Origin of the sequence: Streptomyces parvulus (assembly GCF_014648855.1) — a bacterium.
GTDB classification, from domain to species: Bacteria; Actinomycetota; Actinomycetes; order Streptomycetales; family Streptomycetaceae; genus Streptomyces; species Streptomyces parvulus.
Genome location: NZ_BMRX01000007.1, coordinates 205,663 through 226,054 on the forward strand (window position 1 = coordinate 205,663; position 20,392 = coordinate 226,054).

The following is a 20,392-nucleotide window of genomic DNA, read 5'->3' on the forward strand; positions in this document are numbered from 1 at the left end:
GGGGTCGGTCGCAACTGCTGGTGACGCGGCGACTACTGGGTCATGGTCACCCTAGGACCCGAACACAACCGAATCAATTATCCCGTCGGTCTTTGTTCGTTCCTGGTGGGCCACTTGTGGCGGCTTCCGGCCGGGGACGGGTGAGGGCGTCCCACTCGACGGTGCGGTCGCACCAGCGGTCCAGGAGCACGCGGTCGTGGCCGACGGCCAGCAGGCCGGCGCCGGTGGCGGTCCGGTAGTCCTCCACGACCCGCACCAGGGCGGCCGTGGTCGAGGCGTCGAGCATCGCCGTCATCTCGTCGCAGACCAGCCAGCGGGGGCGCAGCACCAGGGCGCGGGCCACGCAGGCGCGCTGCAGTTGGCCGTCGCTGACCTCGTGGGGGCGCCTGGTCAGGAGGTCGGTGGTGAGGCCGGCGGTGGCGGCCAGTTCGGCGACCCGGACGGCGGCGTCCGCGCGCCGGCCGGTGGCGCGCAGGGGTTCGGCGATCAGATCGGCGAGGGTGAGCCGGGGATCCGCGGAGAGGCGGGCCTGCTGGAAGACGACGCCGAAGGCGGTGCGCCGCTCCCGGGGGGCCCGGTGGCGCCACTGCCGTACGGGGGTGCCGTCGACGACCAGGGTGCCGGCGTCGGGCCGGTGCAGCAGGGCGGCGACCCGGGCGAGGGTGGACTTGCCGCAGCCGCTGGGGCCTAGCAGGCCGACCGCCTCCCCCGGTGCGACGGTCAGGGTCACGTCGCGGAAGACCGGCGCGCCGCGGGTGTATCCGGCGGTCACGGTGCGCAGTTCAAGCACGGTCGGCGGCCTCCGTGAGCGCGGCGTGCGGATGGTGGCAGGCGGCCGTCCCGGTCAGTGGCGGTTGTACGGCGCAGGCGTCGCTCGCGCGGTCGCAGCGGGCGGCGAAGGCGCAGCCGCCGGGGAGGGCGCCGAGTTCGGGCGGCAGGCCGGGGATCGGGGTGAAGGCGCGGTCGGGCAGCGCGTCGAGGAGGCCCCGGCTGTAGGGGTGGCGGGGGCCGGGGGCGCCGAAGAAGTCGGCGGCGCGGGTGAGTTCGACGATGCGGCCCGCGTACATCACGGCGATCCGGTCGGCGACGCGTTCGGCGGCGGCCAGGTCGTGGGTGATCATCAGCAGGGCGCGGTCCCGGCGGCCCGCCGTGTTGCCGGCGTTCTCTGCGTTGTCCGCGTCGTCCGCGCTGTCTGCTTTGTCCGCACTGTCTGCTTTGTCGACGTCGTGGGCTGTGTCGACATGTCGTCTCAACTCGTCGACGGTGCGGTCCACCAGGTCGCGGTCGAGTCCGGTCGTGGGCTCGTCGGCCAGCAGCAGGGGGGCGTCGCCGACGAGGGCGAGTGCGGTGGCGGCGCGCTGGGCGAGGCCGCCGGAGAGTTCGTGCGGGTGGCGGTCGAGGTGGTCGGCGGGGAAGGCGGCGCGTGCGGCGGCCTTCTCGGCGGCCGCGCGCAGGGCGGTGCGGCCCCGGACTCCGGTGAGTTCCGCGACGGTCTCCTCCAGCTGGGAGCGGATGGTACGGACGGGGGTGAGGTGGGCGGCCGGGCTCTGGGGGACCAGGCCGACGAGGCGTCCCCGTACGGTGCGCGCGAGGGTCCGTTCGTCGGCGGCGAGCAGGTCCAGGTCGCCGAGCAGCGCGGCGCCCGCGGTCTGCGCGTTGCCGGGGAGCAGCCCCAGCAGGGCGGAGGCGAGCACGGACTTGCCGCAGCCGCTCTCGCCGATCAGGGCCAGGCACTCGCCGCCCGCCACGTCGAAGTGCGCGTCGGTCACGGCGGCGACGCCGCGGCCGCCGGGCATCAGGAAGCGCACCGACAGACCGCGCACCGACAGCACGGGGGTTCGCCCGGTCACAGCATCAGCTCCGATCGGCGGCGGGGGTTGATCCGCTCCCTCCAGGCGCCCGCGAGTCCGGCGACGGCGAGGGTGGGGACGATGATGAACAGGCCCGGGAAGAGGGTGGGCCACCACTGCCCGGCGAGCAGCGAACCCCGCGCCTCCTGGATCAGGTTGCCGAGGCTCGCGGTGTGCGTGGGCAGCCCGAGCCCGAGGAAGGACAGCGCGGACTCGTGCCACATGGCGTGCGGCACCATCAGTACGGCGGCCAGCGCGGCCTGGGGCAGCACGCCCGGCAGCAGGTGCCGTACGGCCACCCGCCACCGGGACGCGCCGCCGGAGACGGCCGCGTCCACGTAGGGGCGCGAGCGCAGGGACAGCACCTCGGCGCGGACGATGCGCGCCGTGGACAGCCAGTGGGTGAGCGCGACGGAGACGACCACGGGCCAGACGCCGGGGCGGAACATCGCCACGATGAAGATGCCCAGCAGCAGGTGCGGCACGGAGGAGACGGTGTCGACGACCCGCATCACGCCCCGGTCGACCCAGCCGCCCAGCGCCCCGGCGGTGGCGCCCACGGCGGTGCCGACGACCGTCGCCGTCAGCGCGGCGGCCACTCCGACGAGGAGGGAGACGCGCAGGCCGTACACGCAGCGCAGCAGCAGGTCGCGGCCGACGTCGTCGGTGCCGAAGGGGTGCTCCGGGCTCGGTGGCCGCAGCTTCGCCGCGAGGTCGACGGCCTGCTGGTCGAGCTGGACCAGCGGCGGCACGAGCAGCACGGCCAGGACGGTCAGCGCGAGCAGCGCGGCGGAGGTGCGCAGGCGCAGGGCGCGGGTGGAACGGCGGGCGGCGCCGACTGAGCGCCAGGCGGGTGCGGGGGCCGGGGCGGCGGCGGTCGCGGTCGCGGTGGACTTGGGCGCGGCGGGGTCGGGCTTGGGCGCGGCGGGGTCACATGTCACTGAGCTTCACCCTCGGGTCGAACAGTCCGTAGAGCAGGTCGGCGAGCAGGTTGCCGGCGAGCACGGCGGCGGTGGCGAGGGTGGTCAGCGCGGCCAGCAGCGGGAAGTCGACGGCGGTGGCCGCCTCGACGGTGGCGGCGGCGATCCCCGGCCAGCTGAACACGCTCTCCACCAGGAGGGCGCCGGTGATGAGTTCGGGCACGCGGGAGCCGATCAGGGTGAGCACCGGGAGCAGACCCGAGCGCAGGGCGTGCCCGACGAGGACCGTGCGCTCCCCCAGCCCGCGGGCCCGCGCACCGCGCACCGGGTCCTCCGCCAGGGCGTCGCCGACGCCCTGGCGGACGTAGAGCGTGAACCACGGCAGCTGGGAGACGGCGAGGACGCCCGCGGGCAGCGCGACGTGGCTCGCGACCTGGCCGACGGTGACCCGCTCGCTCGCGGTGTCGGTCAGGCCGCCGGCCGGCAGGACGTCCCACTGGAGGGCGAACAGCCACACGGCGAGCAGGGCGAGCCAGAAGACCGGTGCGGCCTCCAGGACGTACGCGAGTGCGGTGACCGCCCGGTCGAGCATCGAACCGGGGCGGCGGGCGGCCAGTACGCCGAGGACCGTGCCGGCCAGGACGGCGGCGGCGAAGGCGACGGCGCACAGCAGCGCGGACCAGACGAGGCGTTCGCCGATGACCTGCGTCACCGGCTGGCGCATGACCCCGGAGTGGCCGAGGTCGCCGGAGAGCGCGGAGGTCAGCCAGTGCCACCAGCGGGCGACGAAGGACTGGTCCACGCCGAGGTTCTCCCGCAGCCGGTCCAGGGTCTCCTGGTCGGCGCCGAGCGCGGCGGTGCCGGCGTACGCCTTGACGGGGTCGAAGGGGGAGGCGGCGGCGATCGCGAACACGCCGAAGGTGACGACGAGGACGACGGGGAGGGCGAACAGCGCCCGCCGCCCCGCCAGCCGCGCCATCGCTCCCCAGGGCACGCGCCGGGGAGACCGGGTCACTTCTTGGGCTGCCAGTCCTCGATGTTCCACCAGGGGCCGCTGGCGAAGCCGTGCTCGTGCGGCTCCAGCTGGGTGGTCAGCCCGTCCCAGCGGTCGGCGAGGACGTAGAGGTGGTCGATGTGGGTGAGGAAGGTGTAGCCCGGGTTGTCGACGAGGGCCTGCTGGAGCTTGTCGTAGGCGGCGGCGCGCGTCTTCGGGTCCTGGCTGCGGCGGCCGGCGTCGAGTGCCTGGTCCACGGCCGGGACGTCGTAGTGGGCCATGTTGTTGAAGCCGTCGCCGGCCAGCGAGGAGTGCAGCAGGGTGTAGAGGCCGAAGTCGGGGTCGCCGACGCTGCCGAAGCCGGCGAGGACGGCGTCGCGTCCCATGCGCGGCTCGATGACCTCCCAGGTGGCCCCCTCCACCTTCACCTCGATGCCGGCCTTCTTGGCGTCGGAGGCGTAGGCGAGCGCGTGGTCCTGGCGGACCTTGTCGCCGGAGGGGTAGTACAGGGTGAACGAGGCGCGCAGGCCCTCCTTGGCGCGGATGCCGCCGGAGCTCGCCTTCCAGCCGGCCTCGTCCAGGATCCGCCCGGCGCCCGCGAGGTCGCGGGGGCGCTCGATGACGCGCTCGTACCAGGGGTCGTCGACGGGCAGCGGCCCGTACGCCGGGCGGCCCGCGCCGTCGAGGATCTTGTCGACCATGGCCCGGCGGTCCACGGCGGCGTCCAGGGCCCGCCGGATCGCGCGGTCGCCGGTGACCTTGCCGGAGGTGGGCAGGGTGACGGCCCGGAAGTCGTAGGACCGGGCCTCGTAGGTGCGCTTGCCCCCGTCGTTCTTGAAGGTGGCGGCGAGGTTGGGCGGCAGGACGGCGCCGTCGAGGTCGCCGGAGCGCAGGCGGGTGGCGCGCACGCTGTCGTCGGCGATGACCGCGGTGGTGAACGACTTCACCGCGGGCTTTGCGCCCCAGTAGTGCGGGTTGGCCTTGAAGGTGAGCTTCTCGCCCTTGCTCCAGCCGCTGAGCACGTACGGCCCGGTGCCGACGGGCCTGGTGTTGAAGTCGCCGGTGTTCGGGTCCTGGCCGCCCGCGACGTGCTCGGGGACGACGGGCAGCACGGTGCGGGCGGCGAAGGCGGCGTAGGGGTACTTGAGCGTGAACACGACCGTGTCGTCGCCCGCGGCGCGGACGTTCTCGACGGCGTCGAGTTCGGTGCGGGCGGTGTTGTTCGTCTTCTCGTCGAGGACGGTGCGGTACGTGTAGACGACGTCCCGGGCGGTCAGCGGTTCGCCGTCGCTGAACTTCACGCCCTCGCGGAGGGTGTACGTGTAGGTCAGGCCGCCGTCGGTGATCTTCGGCAGGGCGGTGGCGAGCGCGGGCTTCAGCCTCAGGTCGGTGTCGCGGGCGAGGAGCCCGTCGAAGATCTTGGAGTTGCCGTCCTTGCCGTAGCCGAGCAGCGGGCTCAGAGTGTCCGGTTCGGAGGCCACCCCGATCACCACGGACCCGGCCGCCTCGGCGCCGCCGCCCTTGCCGCCGCCACCGGGCGCGGAGCAGGCGGTGACGCCGACGGCAACCGCCGCCGCGACGGCGGCACTTCGTATCCGACGGGTTGTCATGTCTCCCCCACGCTTGTTGTCGATGCGACGTTATTGCACATCAGCCGCATTAAAGCGTCAAGCCAGGTGGGAGGCGCACGAAGGCTGCGGGGCGGGAAACCGGGATGCCCGCGCGCGGGGTGGTCGGGTAGCGTGCGGGCCATGTCGAGTCCCGAATCGGACAGGGTGGGGGCCCTCGGTCACGCCGCCGGCCCCCTGCACCACTAGGGCCTGTCTGACAATTCCCTCCCCCAGCCTCCGGCCGGGAGGTGCCCCCAGCCTCGCGCCGCCATGCACGCACTCTCGCCGCACCGGGCGCAGAGCCAAGTACATCCAGTACGAGGCTCCACGCCCGGCACGCCGAGAGCACGCACCTGACGACGCAAGGCCGCCCTCCGGGCGACGACGGGAATTGTCAGACAGGCCCTAGTCCGCAGTTCACAGCCCCGCACTCCGGCCCCGTCGTCGCACCGCGCTCCGCGGTCCGACGGGTGCGCCCGCGGGGCCGGGCCGGCCGCGGTGACGAGATGACTCCTCGTTCCTCTCCTCACCCCGGAGCCACTCGATGCCTCTCCCCCTGTACCTGCTCGCCCTGGCCGTCTTCGCCATGGGCACCTCGGAGTTCATGCTGGCCGGCCTTGTGCCGGACATCGCCGCCGATCTGGACGTGAGCGTCGGCACGGCGGGCACCCTCACCACGGCCTTCGCGGCCGGCATGGTCGTCGGGGCACCGTCGATGGCCGCCCTCGCCCGGAACCTGCCCGCGCGGGCGAGCCTGCTCGGTTGCGTCCTGGTCTTCCTGGCGTCCCACGCCGCGGGGGCCGTCACGTCGAGCTTCGCCGTCCTCTTCGCGACCCGGGTCGTCGCGGCGCTCGCCAACGCCGGATTCCTCGCCGTGGCCCTGACCACCGCAGCCGCGCTGGTCCCGCCGGACCGGAAGGGGCGCGCGCTCGCCGTCCTGCTGTCCGGCACCACGGTGGCGACGATCGCCGGTGTGCCCGGCGGGTCGCTGCTCGGCACCCTGCTCGACTGGCGGGCGACGTTCTGGGCGGTCGCCGCCCTCTGCCTGCCCGCCGCCGCCGGCATCCTCGCCGGCGTGCCGGCCCGCACCGGCCCGCGGGTGCCGGACGCGGGAACTCCGCTGCGCGCGGAACTCGCCCGGCTCGGCGACCGGCGCCTGCTGACGGTCATGCTGCTCGGTGCCCTGGTGAACGCGGCGACCTTCGCGAGCTTCACCTTCCTCGCGCCGGTCGTGACCGGCACCGCCGGACTGGGCGAACTCTGGGTCACGGTCGCGCTGGTCCTGTTCGGAGCCGGTTCGCTCACCGGTGTCACCGTCGCCGGCCGGTTCTCCGACCGGCGCCCCGGCGCGGTCGTCGCCGTCTGCGCGCCCGCGCTGCTCCTCGGCTGGCCGGCCCTGGCCCTCCTGGCGGACCGGCCCGCCGCCCTGCTCCCCCTGGTCTTCGCGCAGGGCGCCCTGTCCTTCGCGGTGGGCGGCACCCTGATCACGCGGGTCCTCTACGCGGCTTCCGGGGCGCCCACGATGGCCGGCTCCTACGCGACCGCGGCCCTCAACACCGGCGCGGCGGCGGGCCCGCTCCTCGCGGCGACGGCGCTCGGCACCCCGGCGGGGGCGACGGGGCCGCTGTGGGTGAGCGGAGCGCTGGTGGGGGTGGCCCTGCTGGTGGGCAGGGGGCCGGGGAGCCCGGTCAGCCGGCCCGCGAGCTGAACGCCTCGTACGCGCGCTCGTCGAAGAGGACGAAGCGGGCCTCCGTCACCGAGGTGGGGGTGGTGCGGACCGTGTCGAGGGCGATGCGGGCCGCGTCGTCCAGCGGCCACCGGTAGACGCCCGTGGAGACGGCGGGGAAGGCGACCGTGCGGGCGCCCAGTTCGTCGGCGACGCGCAGGGACTCGCGGTAGCAGGAGGCGAGGAGGCCGGAGCGGTCCTCGGTGGTGCTGTACACCGGGCCGACGGTGTGGATGACCCAGCGCGCGTCCAGGTCGCCGGCGGTGGTGGCCACCGCTTCGCCGGTGGGCAGGCCCTTGCCGAGGTGACCGGCGCGCAGGCTCCGGCACTCCGCCAGGATCGCGGGGCCGCCCCGCCGGTGGATGGCACCGTCGACGCCGCCCCCGCCGAGCAGCGAGGAGTTGGCCGCGTTGACGATCGCGTCGGCGCTCTCGCGGGTGATGTCGCCCTGGACGAGGGTGATGGTGGTCATGGGGGCCTCTCCGGTCGTCGGTGGTCTCCGCCCCGTCAGGTCTGCCGGAGCCTGCGCCACACCGCCCTGGCCGCGTTGTGCCCCGACATGCCGTGCACACCCGGGCCGGGCGGGGTGGCCGACGAGCAGATGAAGACGGCCGGGTGCGGGGTGGCGTACGGGTGGAGGGAGAGCTTGGGGCGGAGCAGGAGCTGGAGGCCGGAGACCGCGCCGGAGGCGATGTCGCCGCCGACGTAGTTGGCGTTGCGCGCGGCCAGTTCGGGCGGGCCGGCGGTGGCGCGGGCGAGGACGCGGTCGCGGAAGCCGGGGGCGAAGCGCTCCAGTTGGCGCTCTATCGCGTCCGTCAGGTCGCCGGTCCAGCCGTGGGGGACGTGGCCGTACGCCCAGAAGACGTGCTTGCCGGCCGGCGCGCGGGTGGGGTCGGCGACGCTGGGCTGCACGGTGATGAGGAACGGGGCGTCGGGGGCGCGGCCCTCGCGGGAGGCGGCGTTCAGGGCGGTGCCGATCTCGGCGCTGTCGGCGCCGATCTGCACGGTGCCCGCGCGGCGGGGTTCCTCGGCGGTCCACGGCACGGGGCCGTCCAGCGCGTAGTCGATCTTGAAGACGCCGGGGCCGTACCGGTAGCCGGCGTAGTGGCTGCCGAGCCCGGCGATGCGGGCGAGCGCGGTCGGCGAGGTGTCGAAGACGTAGGCGCGGGCCGGCGGCAGGTCGTCGAGGCGCTTGACCTCGTAGTCGGTGTGGACGGTGCCGCCGAGGTCCCGCAGGTGGCCGGCGAGGGCGTCGGAGATGGCCTGGGAGCCGCCGCGGGCCACGGGCCAGCCGCGGGCGTGCGCGGCGAGGGCGAAGACCATGCCGACGGCGCCGGTGGCGAAGCCGCCGAGGGGGGCCATGACGTGCGCGACGAGGCCCGCGAAGAGGGTCCTGGCCTTCTCGTCGCGGAAGCGGCGCATCAGCCACGTCGACGGGGGCAGGCCGACCAGGCCGAACCGGGCGAGGGTGACCGGGTCGCGGGGCAGCGCGGTCAGCGGCAGGGACATGAAGTCCCGGGCCAGGGTGTCCCACCGGGGCAGGAAGCGCTCGACCAGCCTGCGGTACGTGCCCGCGTCGCGTGCGCCGAAGGAGGCGGCGGTCTCGCCGACCGAGCGGGAGAGCACGGCGGCGGATCCGTCGGGGAAGGGGTGCGCCATCGGCAGCGCGGGGTGCAGCCACTCCAGTCCGTACCGCTCCAGCGGGAGGTCGCGGAAGGCGGGCGAGTTGATGCCGAGCGGGTGCGCGGCGGAGCAGGGGTCGTGCCGGAAGCCCGGCAGGGTCAGTTCCTCGGTGCGCGCGCCGCCGCCCACGGTGCCCTGGGCCTCGAAGACGGCGACCGAGAAGCCCCGGCGGGCCAGCTCCACGGCAGCGGTCAGCCCGTTCGGCCCCGCACCCACTACGACCGCATCGAGCATCGACGGCACCTTCGGACCCCTTCGTCAGCCGATGGCAACTCCGGATCAGGATAGGCCCGGGGTCCGGCGGTCGTCGGCCGCGGGTGGGGCGGGCGACCCGGGCCCCGGCCCCGGGCGGGCCGGAGCCGCCCCGGCGCCGGGATCAGGCCTCGCCGGACAGCAGGCCCACCACCCGCCGGGCGGTGGCCGCGTCGCGGGCCGCGGTGAACGGCAGGTCGTTGCCGCCGGTGATGCGGAAGGGTACGCCCGTACGGGTCAGGTGGGTGCCGCCCGCCTCCTCGACCAGGAGCAGTCCGGCCGCGTGGTCCCAGGCGGCCTCCCACGAGAAGGCGGTGGCGTCGGACTCGCCGCGGGCGACGGCGAGGTACTCCAGGCCGGCCGAACCGCAGGGCCGCGGTGCCACGCCCGGGGTGCGCAGGCCGAGCAGGTCGTGCTTCTGCTCGTCCGTCGTGTAGTCCGGGTGGGAGGTCGCCACGCGCAGGTCGCGGCCCGGCTCGGGCACGCCCGCGTACAGCCGCTCGCCGTCCAGGTGGGCGCCCCGCCCGCGCACCGCCGTGGCGAGTAGGTCGTCGGCGGCGGCGTAGGTCCAGGAGGCGTGGACGACGCCGTGCTGGGCGAGCGCGACCAGGGTGCAGAAGCCCCGCTCGCCGCTGACGAACTGCCGGGTGCCGTCGACGGGGTCGACGATCCACACCGGTGCGTCGCCCCGTATCGCCCCGTAGGAGGCGGGGTTGGCGTGGACCGCCTCCTCGCCGACGACGACCGAGCCGGGCAGCAGGGCGGCGAGGGCGTCGGTGAGGTACAGCTCGGCCTTGCGGTCGGCGTCCGTCACCAGGTCGTGCGGGCCCGCCTTCTGGTCGACCTCGTCCGCGGCGAGCCGCCGCCAGCGCGGCATGATCTCCAGTGCGGCCGCCTTGCGGACGGCCTCCTCCACGTCGTCGGCGTGCCGGGCGAGAAACTCGTCGATGGTTTCGTTGTTCTCGATCATGACTCCATGAGAGCACGTCCCGCTGACAATCCCCGCCCGGGTGGTGTACTCCGGGTGGAATCGACACGAACACGGAGTGCGGGCGTCAGCGGCCGACCGCGTACCCCTGCATGCCGCGCGGGTTCGCGGCCGCCGACAGCACGCCCGTCTCCGGGTCGCGGGCGACGGCGCACAGCCTGCCCTCCGACCAGGCGCCGCCCACCGTCACGTCGTGCCCGCGGCGGCGCAGCTCCCCGACGACGTCCGCGGGCGTCCGGGACTCGACCGTGACGCTGCCGGGCCGCATGCCGCGCGGGAAGAAGGAGCCGGGGAAGCCGTCGTTGTGCCAGTTGGGGGCGTCGATCGCGCCCTGGAGGTCGAGGCCGCCGCGTACCCGTGGGCGCAGGGCGACCGCGAGGAAGAAGTGCAGCTGCCACTGGTCCTGCTGGTCGCCGCCGGGTGTGCCGAACGCCATCACCGGGACGCCGTCGCGCAGGGCGACGGAGGGCGTGAGCGTGGTGCGGGGGCGGCGGCCCGGGGTGAGCGAGTTGGGCAGGCCCTCCTCCAGCCAGGTCATCTGGAGCCGGGTGCCGAGGGGGAAGCCGAGTTCGGGGACGACCGGGTTGGACTGGAGCCAGCCGCCGCTGGGCGTGGCCGAGACCATGTTGCCCCAGTGGTCGACGATGTCGAGGTGGCAGGTGTCCCCGCGGGTTCCTCCGTCGGCGGCGACGTCCGGTTCGCCGGGCACCGGGGAGTCCGGGCTCTTGGCGACCGTCGGCTCGCCCACGCCCAGGGCGTCGAAGCCCTCCGCCTCGTCGGCCGCCAGCAGCGCGTGGGCGCTCAGGCGCGGGGTGCGCCCGCCCGGGGCGCCGGGCCGCAGCTCGAAGGACGCCCGGTCACCGACGAGTCCGCGCCGGGCGGCGTTGTAGCCGTCCGAGAGCAGGTCGCCGAGCGGCACCCGGTCGGCGCCGTCGGCGTCGCCGTACCAGGCCTCCCGGTCGGCCATGGCCAGCTTGCAGCCCTCGATCAGGAGGTGGAGGTAGTCGGCGCTGCCGTAGGCGGGCAGTTCGGGCGGGAGCAGCGCCAGCTGCTGGAGGAGGACGGGGCCCTGGCTCCAGGGGCCGGCCTTGCACAGGGTCCAGCCGTTCCAGTCGTAGGTGGCGGGTGCCTCGTAGTGCGCGGACCAGCCGGCCAGGTCGGCGGCGGTGAGCGTGCCGGTGTGGCGTTCGCCGCTGGTGTCCATGGTGGGCCGGGCGGCCTGCCGGACCAGGGCCTCGGCTATGAACCCGGAGCGCCAGACCTCCCGCGCGGCGTCGATCTCCGCCGCGCGGTCCCCCGCGCCGGCCGTCTCGGCCAGCAGCCGCTTCCAGGTGGCGGCGAGGGCGGGGTTGCGGAACAGCTCGCCGGGGCGGGGCGGGCGGCCGTCCGGCAGGTAGACCTCGGCGGAGGTCGTCCACTCCGTCTCGAACAGGTTCCGTACGGTCTCGACGGTCTCCGCGACGCGCTCCACGGGCGCGTGCCCGTCCTCGGCGTAGCCGATGGCGTACTTCAGCACGTCGGCGAGGGTCTTGGTGCCGTGGTCGCGCAGCAGGAGCAGCCAGGCGTCGAAGGCGCCGGGCACGGCGGCGGCCAGGGGCCCGGTGCCGGGTACGAGGTCCAGACCGAGCCCCTTGTAGTGCGCGACGCTCGCCCCGGCCGGCGCGACTCCCTGCCCGCACAGCACCCGCACCTCGCCGTGCGCGGGCGCGAGCAGGATCGGCACTTCACCGGCGGGCCCGTTGAGGTGCGGCTCCACGACGTGCAGCACGAAGGCACCGGCCACGGCGGCGTCGTAGGCGTTGCCCCCGTCCTCCAGCACGGCCATGGCGGACTGCGAGGCCAGCCAGTGGGTGGAGGAGACCATGCCGAAGGTGCCCTGGAGGGTGGGTCGGGTGGTGAACATACGGGCTCTCACCTCACTGTTTACGCGCGCCTGACGGTCGGGGCCGCACTCCGGACCAGAATCTAAGGAGTGTGGACCGGAGTTCTTCTCCGCCCGCTCCCCCGGCAGGCTATCGACCGCCCCGCGCCGCTCCTTCCCCGCCTCGGGCATGCCGGCGGCCGGCTTACTGCGGGCCGTCCCCCGAAGGGTCTCCGTCTCGTCGGTGTGCTACCCCATGACCGCCCGGCCGCGTCCAGGAACGCCAGCCACCTCGATGAACCGCTCCAGCAGAGCCAGCCGTTCCCCGCGCCGGGCCTCCGACAAGGCGGTCTTCTGCCACTGTTGTTCAGCGCGTTCCGCCGAGAGTCGAGTCCTGCGCTGGACGGGGTAGGACAGCGAGCCGCCGAGGACTACGCCGCCGAGCGATATGAGCGACACCCAGACCTGACCCGACATGGCGGTCATCGTGCCATGCGGGTCGTTCTCGGGGGCAGATCGAGCCGGCGGCCGGGGCCGCTCGTCATCGGCTGACGAGCGGCCCCGGCCGGTCCTGCTACGACTGCGTTCAGTTGGAGTTGAGCGTCAGCCCGTAGTAGTTGAGGGCGTCGTCGAGCGGCTGGAAGTACGAGGAACCGCGGGAGTAGACCCCGCCGGTGCACTGCTGGTCGATCGGGCCGCCGGAGGTCATGCCCTGGGCCTGGTTGCCGGAGATGTACGCACCGCCGCTGTCGCCGCCCTCGACGCAGACGCTGGAGGTGGCCAGGCCGGTGATGACGGTGTCGGGCCCTCCGTTGCGGTCTACGTAGGTGACGGTGTTGTTGTAGGAGCCGATCGTGCCGCAGGTCCAACCGGTGGTGGCGCCGGACTTGCAGACCGAGGCGCCCGACACGGCACGGTTGCCGCCCCTGACGGCGACCGGGCTGCTGTTGCCCCAGGTGCCGACGCTCGTGGTGATGTAGTGGCCGGGGTTGATGGTCAGGATGCCCATGTCGACGCTGCGGGTGCCGAGCGCGTAGCGGGTCTTGTAGCCCTTGGCGAAGGCGGTCCCGTCGTAGCGCAGGGTGTTCGTGACGCAGTGTCCCGCGGTCACCAGGTACTGGTTGCCCGACCTGTCACGGGCCCCGTACCCGACGGAACACCACTGGCCGGTGTTGTTGAACGTCATCTTGCTGCCGGGGTAGATCGCCGCCTTGGCCTCGGCCTCCTCCTCACCGCGCACGATGCGGACGGCGGATCCGTGCTCGGCGGCCTTGGCGAGGAACGCCCGGGCGGCTGCTCCCCGGTCGTTGTTGACCTTGACGGTCACCTTGTCGGACGCCAGGTCCACGGACCAGGCGACCACGCCGGACGGTGCCTTCCTGGCGGCAAGGCCGTCCAGTTCCGCCTTGACCTCGTCGAGTGCGGCCTGGCCCCGTGCGGGCACCCGGGCGTCGAGGCCGGCCTTCTCGATCGTCGCGGCCTCGGCGCTGTCGGCGGCGTTGACGGTCAGCCTGCCGGAGGCGTCGAAGAAGGCCCCGTCGCCGGCTATACCTCTCCGGGCGAGCTCGGCGAGCTTGGCCTGCTGGGTGTCCTGCCGGTCCAGACGGCCGGCCGCCGCCTCGTCGCTCACACCGAGCGAGGCGGCCAGCGCCCGGACCATCTCGGGCTGGTAGTGGGGGGTGGCGTCCGTGCCCTGCGCCTGGGCCACGGTCTGGGCCCCCAGCACCGTGGAGGCCGAGAGCACGAGACAGACCGCGGTCAGGCGGTACTTACGAGAGTTGCGCACGTCTGATTCCTTCCGGGTGACAGGCAGGAACCCAATGGGGGGTTTACCGCCGGGACACAAGCGCGCCCCGGACAGGAATAGTTCCTGCCTGACGGCGGGCCAGCAGCCCGCTGTGGACCCGAACTATTGCGCAGCGATTTATCGAAATTCAAGAGGCCGGCGGCGAGAAATTCATACAGCCGAAATCACCCCGCCCCCGGCGAACATCTGGGGCCCCTCAGGCCGTTAGGGAAGAGTAGAGAGCCCACGTTCACCGCGATATCAGGTCGTCGATTTCACGGATACGCAGAAAACTCCGAAGCGGGGATACGTATAGGTGATGACCGGCACCGGATATTCAGGAGCCGAGCCGTTCCGTACATTGATGTGACCCACTGGGAAAGCGCGCAGGAACGCAGAACAAGGAGCCGGTGCCGTGCCCGAAATCTATTTCCAGGTCCACGTGCCCATCCGGAACTCCGTACGGCCCGAGCAGTGCGGACTCCACGTCTTCACCGGCGCGGCCGACACCTGGGCGGCAGCCCTGCGTATCGCGCGCGAGACCTGCGACAGGGCAACCGCCGCGCAGAAGGCGGGCCTTCCCGCCCCCGGCCGGCGTCCGGACGGCTGGTCGGCTCGCGGGCTGCGGCCCGGCTGGGTGCTGGACTGGGCGGGTGCGACCGTGGACGCCTGGAGGCCGGACGGCAGGCTTCGGCTCAGCAGACGTCATCTGTCCTGACGGGAGGGCCGTCGGGGCCGGGCGAGGGGGCGTTCCCCGTCCCGGAACCCCCTTCCAGCCGACGGGCGAGGTCACGACGGGAGAGGGCGCCGGTCTTGCGCATGGCACGGGCGATGTGCTGTTCCACCGTGCGGGGAGACAGGTGCAGGGTCACCGCGATCTCACGGTTGGTCAGTCCGGAAACCGCGAGCTGCGCGACCTCCGACTCCCGCGGCGACAACTCGTCGGCGTGCGAGGGCCGTCCGGGCGGCCGTCCCTTTCTGGCCGGCTGCCGAGTGCGCAGCAGGGCCCTGGTGCGGGCCGCGTCCCAGACGGCACCCAGTTCGGTGAAGCGCTGGGCGCAGGCCTCCAGTTCGGCCACCGCCGACAGGGCGCGGGTGAGGTCGGTCGCCGGTTCCGGCGGGGCGGCGTCGTGCTCGATCCCGGCGACCTGGCCGGGACCGGCGTCGGTGTGCGCCGCCAGTGCGCAGCGCGCCGCTCCCTCCGCCGTCAGCGTCTGCGCGTAGGGGCGGGGCAGCTTCCCGTAGGCCGTAGTGGCCGCCCGGTACAGCTCCGCGGCCCGCAGCAGTCCCTCCCGCCGGTCCCCGGCCGACGCCGTGGTCTCGGCGAGTACGGCCCGGCACCAGGTCAGCGCGGCCCTGGCGGCGGGTGCCTGGCCCGGGCCGAGCCCCTGGGCGAAGTCCCGGACCATGGCCCGCGCGGTGACGTCGTCGCCCGCGCGTACCAGTGCTTCCACGGCCCACGGCGCGAGTTCGGCGGCCCATGGCCACACTCCCTTGCCGGCCACCACGGACCAGGCGGCTCGCGCCTGATCCGCCGCGGCCCGCACCTCCTGGCGGGCCAGGGCGAGGCGGGTCAGGGCGCCGGCCGCCGTGGTGGCCAGCGGTACGGGAAGGTCCTCCCTGCCGAACGTCCCGCGCTGGGACAGCCAGGAGGCCGCCTCCCCCCAGTCACCCTGGGCGAGGGCGAGCAGGCCGCGCACGACGTAGGCGTCGGAGGCGATGAGCGGCATGTCGGCGGTGGCCGCGACGAAGTCCTCGCACCGTCTGGCCAGACCAGGCCACTGGCCGGTCCACCATTCCTGGAGCAGTTGCGCCCCCAGCGCGTTGTGCTCGAAGTAGGGCGCACCGCTTCGTGCGGACAGCTCCCGGCCCTCCGCGAGCAGGTCGGAGGCCCGCTCGTGCAGGCCCAGCCACACGGCGGAGTCCGCGGCGTTGCACAGACCGCGTGCCGCCTGCCCGGCGCGGGCGGTGTCGGTGGTGCCCCTGGGCAGCCGCCGCACCAGCTCCCAGGCGTCCGTCTCGGCGCAACTCGTCGCGAGGGCGACCCTGTTGGCCAGGACCGCCGTCCGCATCGCGTCGTCCCCGCTCATGTCCGCGGCGGCCATGGCCTTGACCAGCCACTCCCGGTGGACGTCGATGGAGTTGCCCGGCCAGAACGGGCTGGACAGGGCGCCCATGGCACGTGCGGCCAGGCCGGGGCGGACCTCGTGCAGTTCGGCGGCGGCGGTCTCCAGGGCGCGCCAGCCCTCGGGGTACCGTCCCATCTGGTTGCACAGCATCAGCCCCAGGTCGAGCCGCAGCTCTCCGCGTACGGCCGCGGGAAGTGACGCGTCCTGCACGATCTGGGCGAGGACTTCCACGGTCTGGTCCGAGCGGAGTCCGGTCACCGCGCTGCGGGCCAGCAGCGGTGCCAGTCGAGCGCGGACCTGTGGCGGGAGTCCGGGGGTGGCCAGCGTCCTTTCCAGCAGCGTGATGGCTTCCTGATGCCGGCTGGAGGCCGCGGCCGACTCGGCGGCCCTCTCCACCGCGTTGATCCATTTTCGGCTCTGGCCGGCCGCCCTGTGGTGGTCGGCCACGGCGGCCCAGGGGACGGGCTGCCCGCGGCGCAGGGCTTTCGCCGCTCGCCGGTGGAGGTTCTGGCGTACGGGGCCGGGCAGGGAGGCTCGGACGGCCGATGCCGCCAGGGGGACGGGGAAGCCGTAGCGGTCTTCGCCGAGTTCCGAGAGTGCCGCGCCCCCCAACGCCCGCAGCAGCGCGGCGTTGCCCGGCACCGGGCCCAGCCCGGACACGGCCAGCAGTTCGCCGCGGCCGGCGGGTCCGTCGAGGACGGCGGCCGCCCAGACGACCGGCCGGTCCTCGGGGGCCAGGGCGCGCGTACGGCTCAGCACCAACTCGGCCAGCCGGACCGGGGGACCTGCCGCTTCCACTTCGGCCGCCGTGCCGCCGAAGGCCGGCCGCCGTTCGCGGAGTTCGGTCAGGAGGTCGACGACGACCCTGGGTACTCCGCCGGTCCGCTCGTGCAGTCTCCTCGCCGCCTCGGACGAGAATCCCTCCCCCAGCGCCCGTACGGCGGCCCGCCGTACGCGTGCCTCGTCCCAGAGCCCCAACCGGTGCCGGAGCACGGTCATCCGGGACGGGTACGTCACCGGCGGATCGCCCAGAGGCAGCCCGGGTACGGGCAGTTCCTCGGGTCGGTAGGCCACCGCTGCCGCCGAGCCCGGCCGCAGGCCCTCCAGCATCCGCCGCAGCAACCGGAGTTCATCCCCGACCGCCCGGTGGGCATCGTCCACGAGCCACAGGGTCGGCGTGTCCGCGCCGGCGTCCACCGGCGGCGGTCCGTCACCGGCACCGCACCGCCACCACGAGCGGGCCACGTCCGCCGCCCGGGGCAGGTCGGCCAGTTCCCGGAGCAGGTGGGACTTCCCCTGTCCGGCGGCGCCCTCCACGAACAGCAGCACCGGTTGGGCACGCGAGTCGGCGAGGACGCGGGCCAGGGGCGATCCAGCGAAACCGCGCTCGGCGGTCAGGCCGTCATCCTCGCTCATCGCCGCACCGTACCAAGACGATCACATCATCGGACATGCACAGGATCAGAACGTCCACCGCCTCTCCTCGCAGGAACCGCGAGACTCCCGGCCCGAGCGACGATGGGGGGCCACGGTCGGCGGGGGCCACCCGCGTCCTCTGCCGTCCCAGGGCGTACGTGCCCGGGCGTCTGGAAGAGCTCCCGGTGTCAGGACGCGCCGCGGAGCACGCCCGACCATCCGCTCGAACCCGGGGTCCCATGCCGTCCGGCTCGGGACAGCCGGCGATCGGCATGGGCGGCTCGTTCCACACGCCCGTGCACTCGCCGGCCGACCGGGGCCGGCGGATTCCCCGCAAGTGCTGCGCGGCGCCGCGGGCCCGGTGGACCGGCACCTGAAATCAACCACGGTTCCGGGCCCCCGGAACATCCGGGACGCCGGATCCACGGATACTCAATCAACCTGGGCCAGCGCACCCGTGGCCCCCGAGCCGGGTGCCGCACCGCCACTGGTACCCCGGCCACGCGCTCCGGGTCCGGAGCCGGGCGCCGGTCACCTCGCCGCTGCCCTCGGAGGGTTCCGCACGTACGAATCAGGGGTGCCGATCCCCCTTACCGGGCCCTGTTCCGCACGGCCTTCCACCGCGACCTGTCCACGGTGAACGGCACCTGCGTCCGCAGCGACTTCGTGGGCGACTTCGTGGCCTTCATGGCGCGACGCCGCACGAGCACCCCCTACGACCCGCTCCTCGCCGACGCCTGACAGGCACGCCGGAACGCCAATCCGCGAAGGCCGGCGGCAAGCCCGGCGGCGCGGTCGCCGACTCGCCTCCAGCGGTGTCCGTCACCGCACGCGGCCGCGACGACCTTGGTGCCCGCGCCGGCCCTGAGGGAGTCGCCGTGACGGACCGCGGCCGGGACCACGGGGCCGCCTCCGCCGCCGGTCGGCGCCACCGAGTCGCCGGTCCGAACAGCGCCAGGACCAGCGCGCCGGGCGTCCAGGTTCCCGCGATGACCGGGCAGACCGCCTGGTAGCCGACGCCGTCGCACACTCCGGCGATCATCAGCGGACCGTCGCGTGGACGGGGTGGCCGGCGGTGGCCCCGAAGCAGCGGCGCGCGCGGCCGCCGTCCTGTACGCAGCAGCCCTCGCGGGAGGGGGTGAGAGCCGAGCGGTCACACTTTCACCACATCAACAACATCTGATGTTCACATTGGATAGGCTCCGGGCGCTCCATCCGCACCACTGAGGGGGGATTCCTCATGCGCATCCGCCGTACCCTGAGCGCCGCCGCCGCGACCGCCGGTGCCCTCGCGCTCGGTCTGGCCGCCGCCGTTCCCGCGCAGGCCGCCGAGTACTCCTCGGCCCTGAAGATCAAGGGCGTCCAGTACGACGCCCCGGGCCGGGACTCCAACAAGTGCTCCGGCGGCAACACCCGGAACGAGTACCTGACCATCAAGAACTACTCGAAGACGACGACCGTGAACCTGAAGGGCTACAAGGTCAAGGACGCCGTGGGCAACACGTTCACCTTCCGGAACAGCCACACGCTCCAGCCCGGCGACCTGGTCAGCCTGCGCGGCGGACGCGGGACCGATTCGGACGCGGGGAACGTCGTCTACCGCCAGAACTGCAACTTCATATGGAACAACGACAAGGACACGATCTACTTCTACAAGCCCACCGGGGCCCGCGCCGACGTCCACGCCTACACCAAGAGCGCCAACGACCGGGACGGCAACGGCTACATCACGTACCACGGCTGACCCGCCGATGAGAAAGTGCTGCTGCCCGAAAGGACAGCAGCACTTTCTTCACGGAAACTCCGCAGCCGCAGGCCTCAGGCCCAGCAGCCGTTCACCGTGGCGGCGAGCCCGTCCATGGCGTCCTTGATGTCGCCGGGAGCCGCCGTGGAGTCGTTCTCGATGAAGGAGAAGATCCGCCAGTCCCCGTCGTCGGTGCGCGTGACGCCGCTCAGCGCGATCGCGCCCGTGAGCGTGCCGGTCTTCGCCCGCACCTTGCCGACCGCGCACCGGGAGTCGGGATCGTCGAAGCGCCCCCACTCCGGGCCGAGGCTGGCACCGGCCTCGCCGGCGACCGGCAGCCCGTCGAGGATCGAGCCGAGGGCGGGGGACTCGGTGACCGCGTCGAGGAGCTGCGCGAGGGTCGCGGCCGGGATGCGGTCGGCGCGGGAGAGGCCGCTGCCGTCGTGCATCACGAAGTTGTCGAGGGAGATCCCGTACGAGCTGAGCACCTGGCGCACGAGTGCGGCGCCGCCCTCGAAGGTGGCCGGCCTCCCCAGCTCCACCGCGGACATGCGCAACAGCGTCTCGGCGATGTTGTTGTCGCTCGTCTTCAGCATCGTGCGGACGATGTCCGACAGGGGCGCCGACTTGTGCTGGGCCACCGGCACGTCGGAGTCCCGGGCCGTCCTGCGGGCGACGTCGCCGTCGACGGTGACGCCGAGCGCGGCGAGCTTCTCGGCGAAGACCTTGCCCGCGTCGATCGCCGTGTCGTCGACCGCGGCGCCGTCGACGACCAGTGAGCGGACCGGTGCGATCTCGGTGGGGTAGTAGCCCTCGTTCCAGCCCTCGGCGAGGCTCGGCTCGGCGAACAGGCTGTCGTCCACCCGCACCTTGACGCTGGACAGGCCCGCGGCCTTCAGCCCGTCGACGGCGGTCCTCGCCATCTCGGCGACGTCGTCGCCGGACAGGGTGCGGTCGCCGCCGCCGACGAGGGTGAGGGTGCCGTCGCCGTACACGACCTTCGTGGTGAACTCGTGGTTCGCGCCCAGCAGCGTCAGCGCGGTGGTCGCCGTGGCGAGCTTGGCGTTGGAGGCGGGCATCAGCGTGGTGGAGCCGTTGTGGTCCCACAGGGGGGTGTCCGAGTCGGCGTCGAGGACCACGCCGCTGACGTTCGTGCCGAGGCGCGCGTCGGCGACGCGTTCGTCGAGGTTCGCGACCAGCTGGGCGTCGTCGGCGTCGAGGACGCCCGCGGAGACGCCCCGCGCGGCCGCGGGGCCGTCGTCGGCGGCGAAGGCGGAGGTGCCGGCCAGCGTGGCGGAGGCGACGGGCACGGCCATGGCGAGCACGAGGGCCCGGCGTGCGCCGGTCCGGCCGCCTCTCGCCCTGCGGTGCCGGCGGTTTCCGCCGGGCGCGAATGCATGAGTGGGGGTTTCGTCTGGCGTAGTCATGAGGAG

The 20,392-nt window shown here is 73.8% G+C and carries 15 protein-coding genes and 2 pseudogenes; 4 read left to right on the top strand and 13 right to left on the bottom strand.

All coding sequences use genetic code 11. The annotated features are described in order from the left end of the window. Positions 1 to 73: 73 nt before the first annotated feature. From IE108_RS15130 to IE108_RS15150, 5 genes are all read right to left on the bottom strand, one after another. Complete coding sequence (locus IE108_RS15130) at positions 74 to 790, bottom strand: ABC transporter ATP-binding protein (protein ID WP_064730597.1); 717 nt, start codon at positions 788 to 790, stop codon at positions 74 to 76. Next, positions 783 to 1,850 carry an oligopeptide/dipeptide ABC transporter ATP-binding protein gene (locus IE108_RS15135; protein WP_079163723.1) on the bottom strand — a complete coding sequence of 356 codons (1,068 nt, stop codon included), beginning with the start codon at positions 1,848 to 1,850 and terminating at the stop codon, positions 783 to 785. Before IE108_RS15135 ends, IE108_RS15130 begins: the two co-directional genes overlap by 8 nt. Continuing rightward, a complete protein-coding gene (locus IE108_RS15140) occupies positions 1,847 to 2,659 on the bottom strand; it encodes an ABC transporter permease (protein WP_202544529.1) in 813 nt (270 codons plus the stop codon). Before IE108_RS15140 ends, IE108_RS15135 begins: the two co-directional genes overlap by 4 nt. A 121-nt stretch (positions 2,660 to 2,780) precedes the next feature. Next, positions 2,781 to 3,749 (bottom strand): ABC transporter permease, encoded by a 969-nt coding sequence (locus IE108_RS15145; RefSeq protein WP_064730595.1) that lies wholly within the window; start codon positions 3,747 to 3,749, stop codon positions 2,781 to 2,783. Positions 3,750 to 3,781: 32 nt separating this feature from the next. Then, entirely contained in the window at positions 3,782 to 5,374 is a 1,593-nt protein-coding gene (locus IE108_RS15150) for an ABC transporter substrate-binding protein (RefSeq protein WP_064730594.1), read from the bottom strand. 544 nt (positions 5,375 to 5,918) lie between these two features. Here IE108_RS15150 and IE108_RS15155 point away from each other — a divergent pair. Then, positions 5,919 to 7,082 (top strand): Cmx/CmrA family chloramphenicol efflux MFS transporter, encoded by a 1,164-nt coding sequence (locus IE108_RS15155; protein WP_064730593.1) that lies wholly within the window; start codon positions 5,919 to 5,921, stop codon positions 7,080 to 7,082. Here the strand turns inward: IE108_RS15155 and IE108_RS15160 are convergent. The 6 genes and pseudogenes from IE108_RS15160 to IE108_RS15185 form a co-directional block, all read right to left on the bottom strand. Continuing rightward, complete coding sequence (locus IE108_RS15160) at positions 7,063 to 7,572, bottom strand: O-acetyl-ADP-ribose deacetylase (RefSeq protein WP_064730592.1); 510 nt, start codon at positions 7,570 to 7,572, stop codon at positions 7,063 to 7,065. The genes IE108_RS15155 and IE108_RS15160 overlap by 20 nt on opposite strands. Before the next feature lie 35 nt (positions 7,573 to 7,607). Next, the gene (locus IE108_RS15165) at positions 7,608 to 9,017 is read right to left on the bottom strand and encodes a phytoene desaturase family protein (protein ID WP_064730591.1); all 1,410 of its coding nucleotides are present in this window, start codon (positions 9,015 to 9,017) and stop codon (positions 7,608 to 7,610) included. Positions 9,018 to 9,159: 142 nt separating this feature from the next. Next, the gene (locus IE108_RS15170; protein ID WP_064730590.1) at positions 9,160 to 10,005 is read right to left on the bottom strand and encodes an inositol monophosphatase family protein; all 846 of its coding nucleotides are present in this window, start codon (positions 10,003 to 10,005) and stop codon (positions 9,160 to 9,162) included. Between the two features lie 85 nt (positions 10,006 to 10,090). Further along, the gene (locus IE108_RS15175; protein ID WP_064730589.1) at positions 10,091 to 11,926 is read right to left on the bottom strand and encodes a gamma-glutamyltransferase family protein; all 1,836 of its coding nucleotides are present in this window, start codon (positions 11,924 to 11,926) and stop codon (positions 10,091 to 10,093) included. A 243-nt stretch (positions 11,927 to 12,169) separates the two neighbouring features. Next, positions 12,170 to 12,370 (bottom strand): annotated as a pseudogene (locus IE108_RS15180) (hypothetical protein); the annotation flags it as partial. Positions 12,371 to 12,470: 100 nt separating this feature from the next. Further along, positions 12,471 to 13,670, bottom strand: coding sequence for a S1 family peptidase (locus IE108_RS15185; protein ID WP_064730588.1), 1,200 nt, complete (start codon positions 13,668 to 13,670; stop codon positions 12,471 to 12,473). Positions 13,671 to 14,085: 415 nt separating this feature from the next. On the opposite strand from IE108_RS15185, the gene IE108_RS15190 reads away from it, so the two are divergent. Next, complete coding sequence (locus IE108_RS15190) at positions 14,086 to 14,388, top strand: hypothetical protein (protein ID WP_064730587.1); 303 nt, start codon at positions 14,086 to 14,088, stop codon at positions 14,386 to 14,388. Here IE108_RS15190 and IE108_RS15195 read toward each other — a convergent pair. Further along, complete coding sequence (locus IE108_RS15195) at positions 14,366 to 17,215, bottom strand: helix-turn-helix transcriptional regulator (RefSeq protein WP_064730586.1); 2,850 nt, start codon at positions 17,213 to 17,215, stop codon at positions 14,366 to 14,368. The genes IE108_RS15190 and IE108_RS15195 overlap by 23 nt on opposite strands. A 591-nt stretch (positions 17,216 to 17,806) precedes the next feature. Between IE108_RS15195 and IE108_RS15200 the strand changes: the two are divergent. Continuing rightward, positions 17,807 to 17,956, top strand: a pseudogene (locus IE108_RS15200) (calcium-binding protein); the annotation flags it as partial. Between the two features lie 499 nt (positions 17,957 to 18,455). After that, a complete protein-coding gene (locus IE108_RS15205; protein ID WP_064730585.1) occupies positions 18,456 to 18,959 on the top strand; it encodes a lamin tail domain-containing protein in 504 nt (167 codons plus the stop codon). A gap of 74 nt (positions 18,960 to 19,033) precedes the next feature. On the opposite strand, the gene dacB is transcribed toward IE108_RS15205, so the two are convergent. Further along, positions 19,034 to 20,386 (bottom strand): D-alanyl-D-alanine carboxypeptidase/D-alanyl-D-alanine endopeptidase, encoded by a 1,353-nt coding sequence (gene dacB / locus IE108_RS15210; RefSeq protein WP_064730584.1) that lies wholly within the window; start codon positions 20,384 to 20,386, stop codon positions 19,034 to 19,036. Between the last annotated feature and the right edge of the window lie 6 nt (positions 20,387 to 20,392).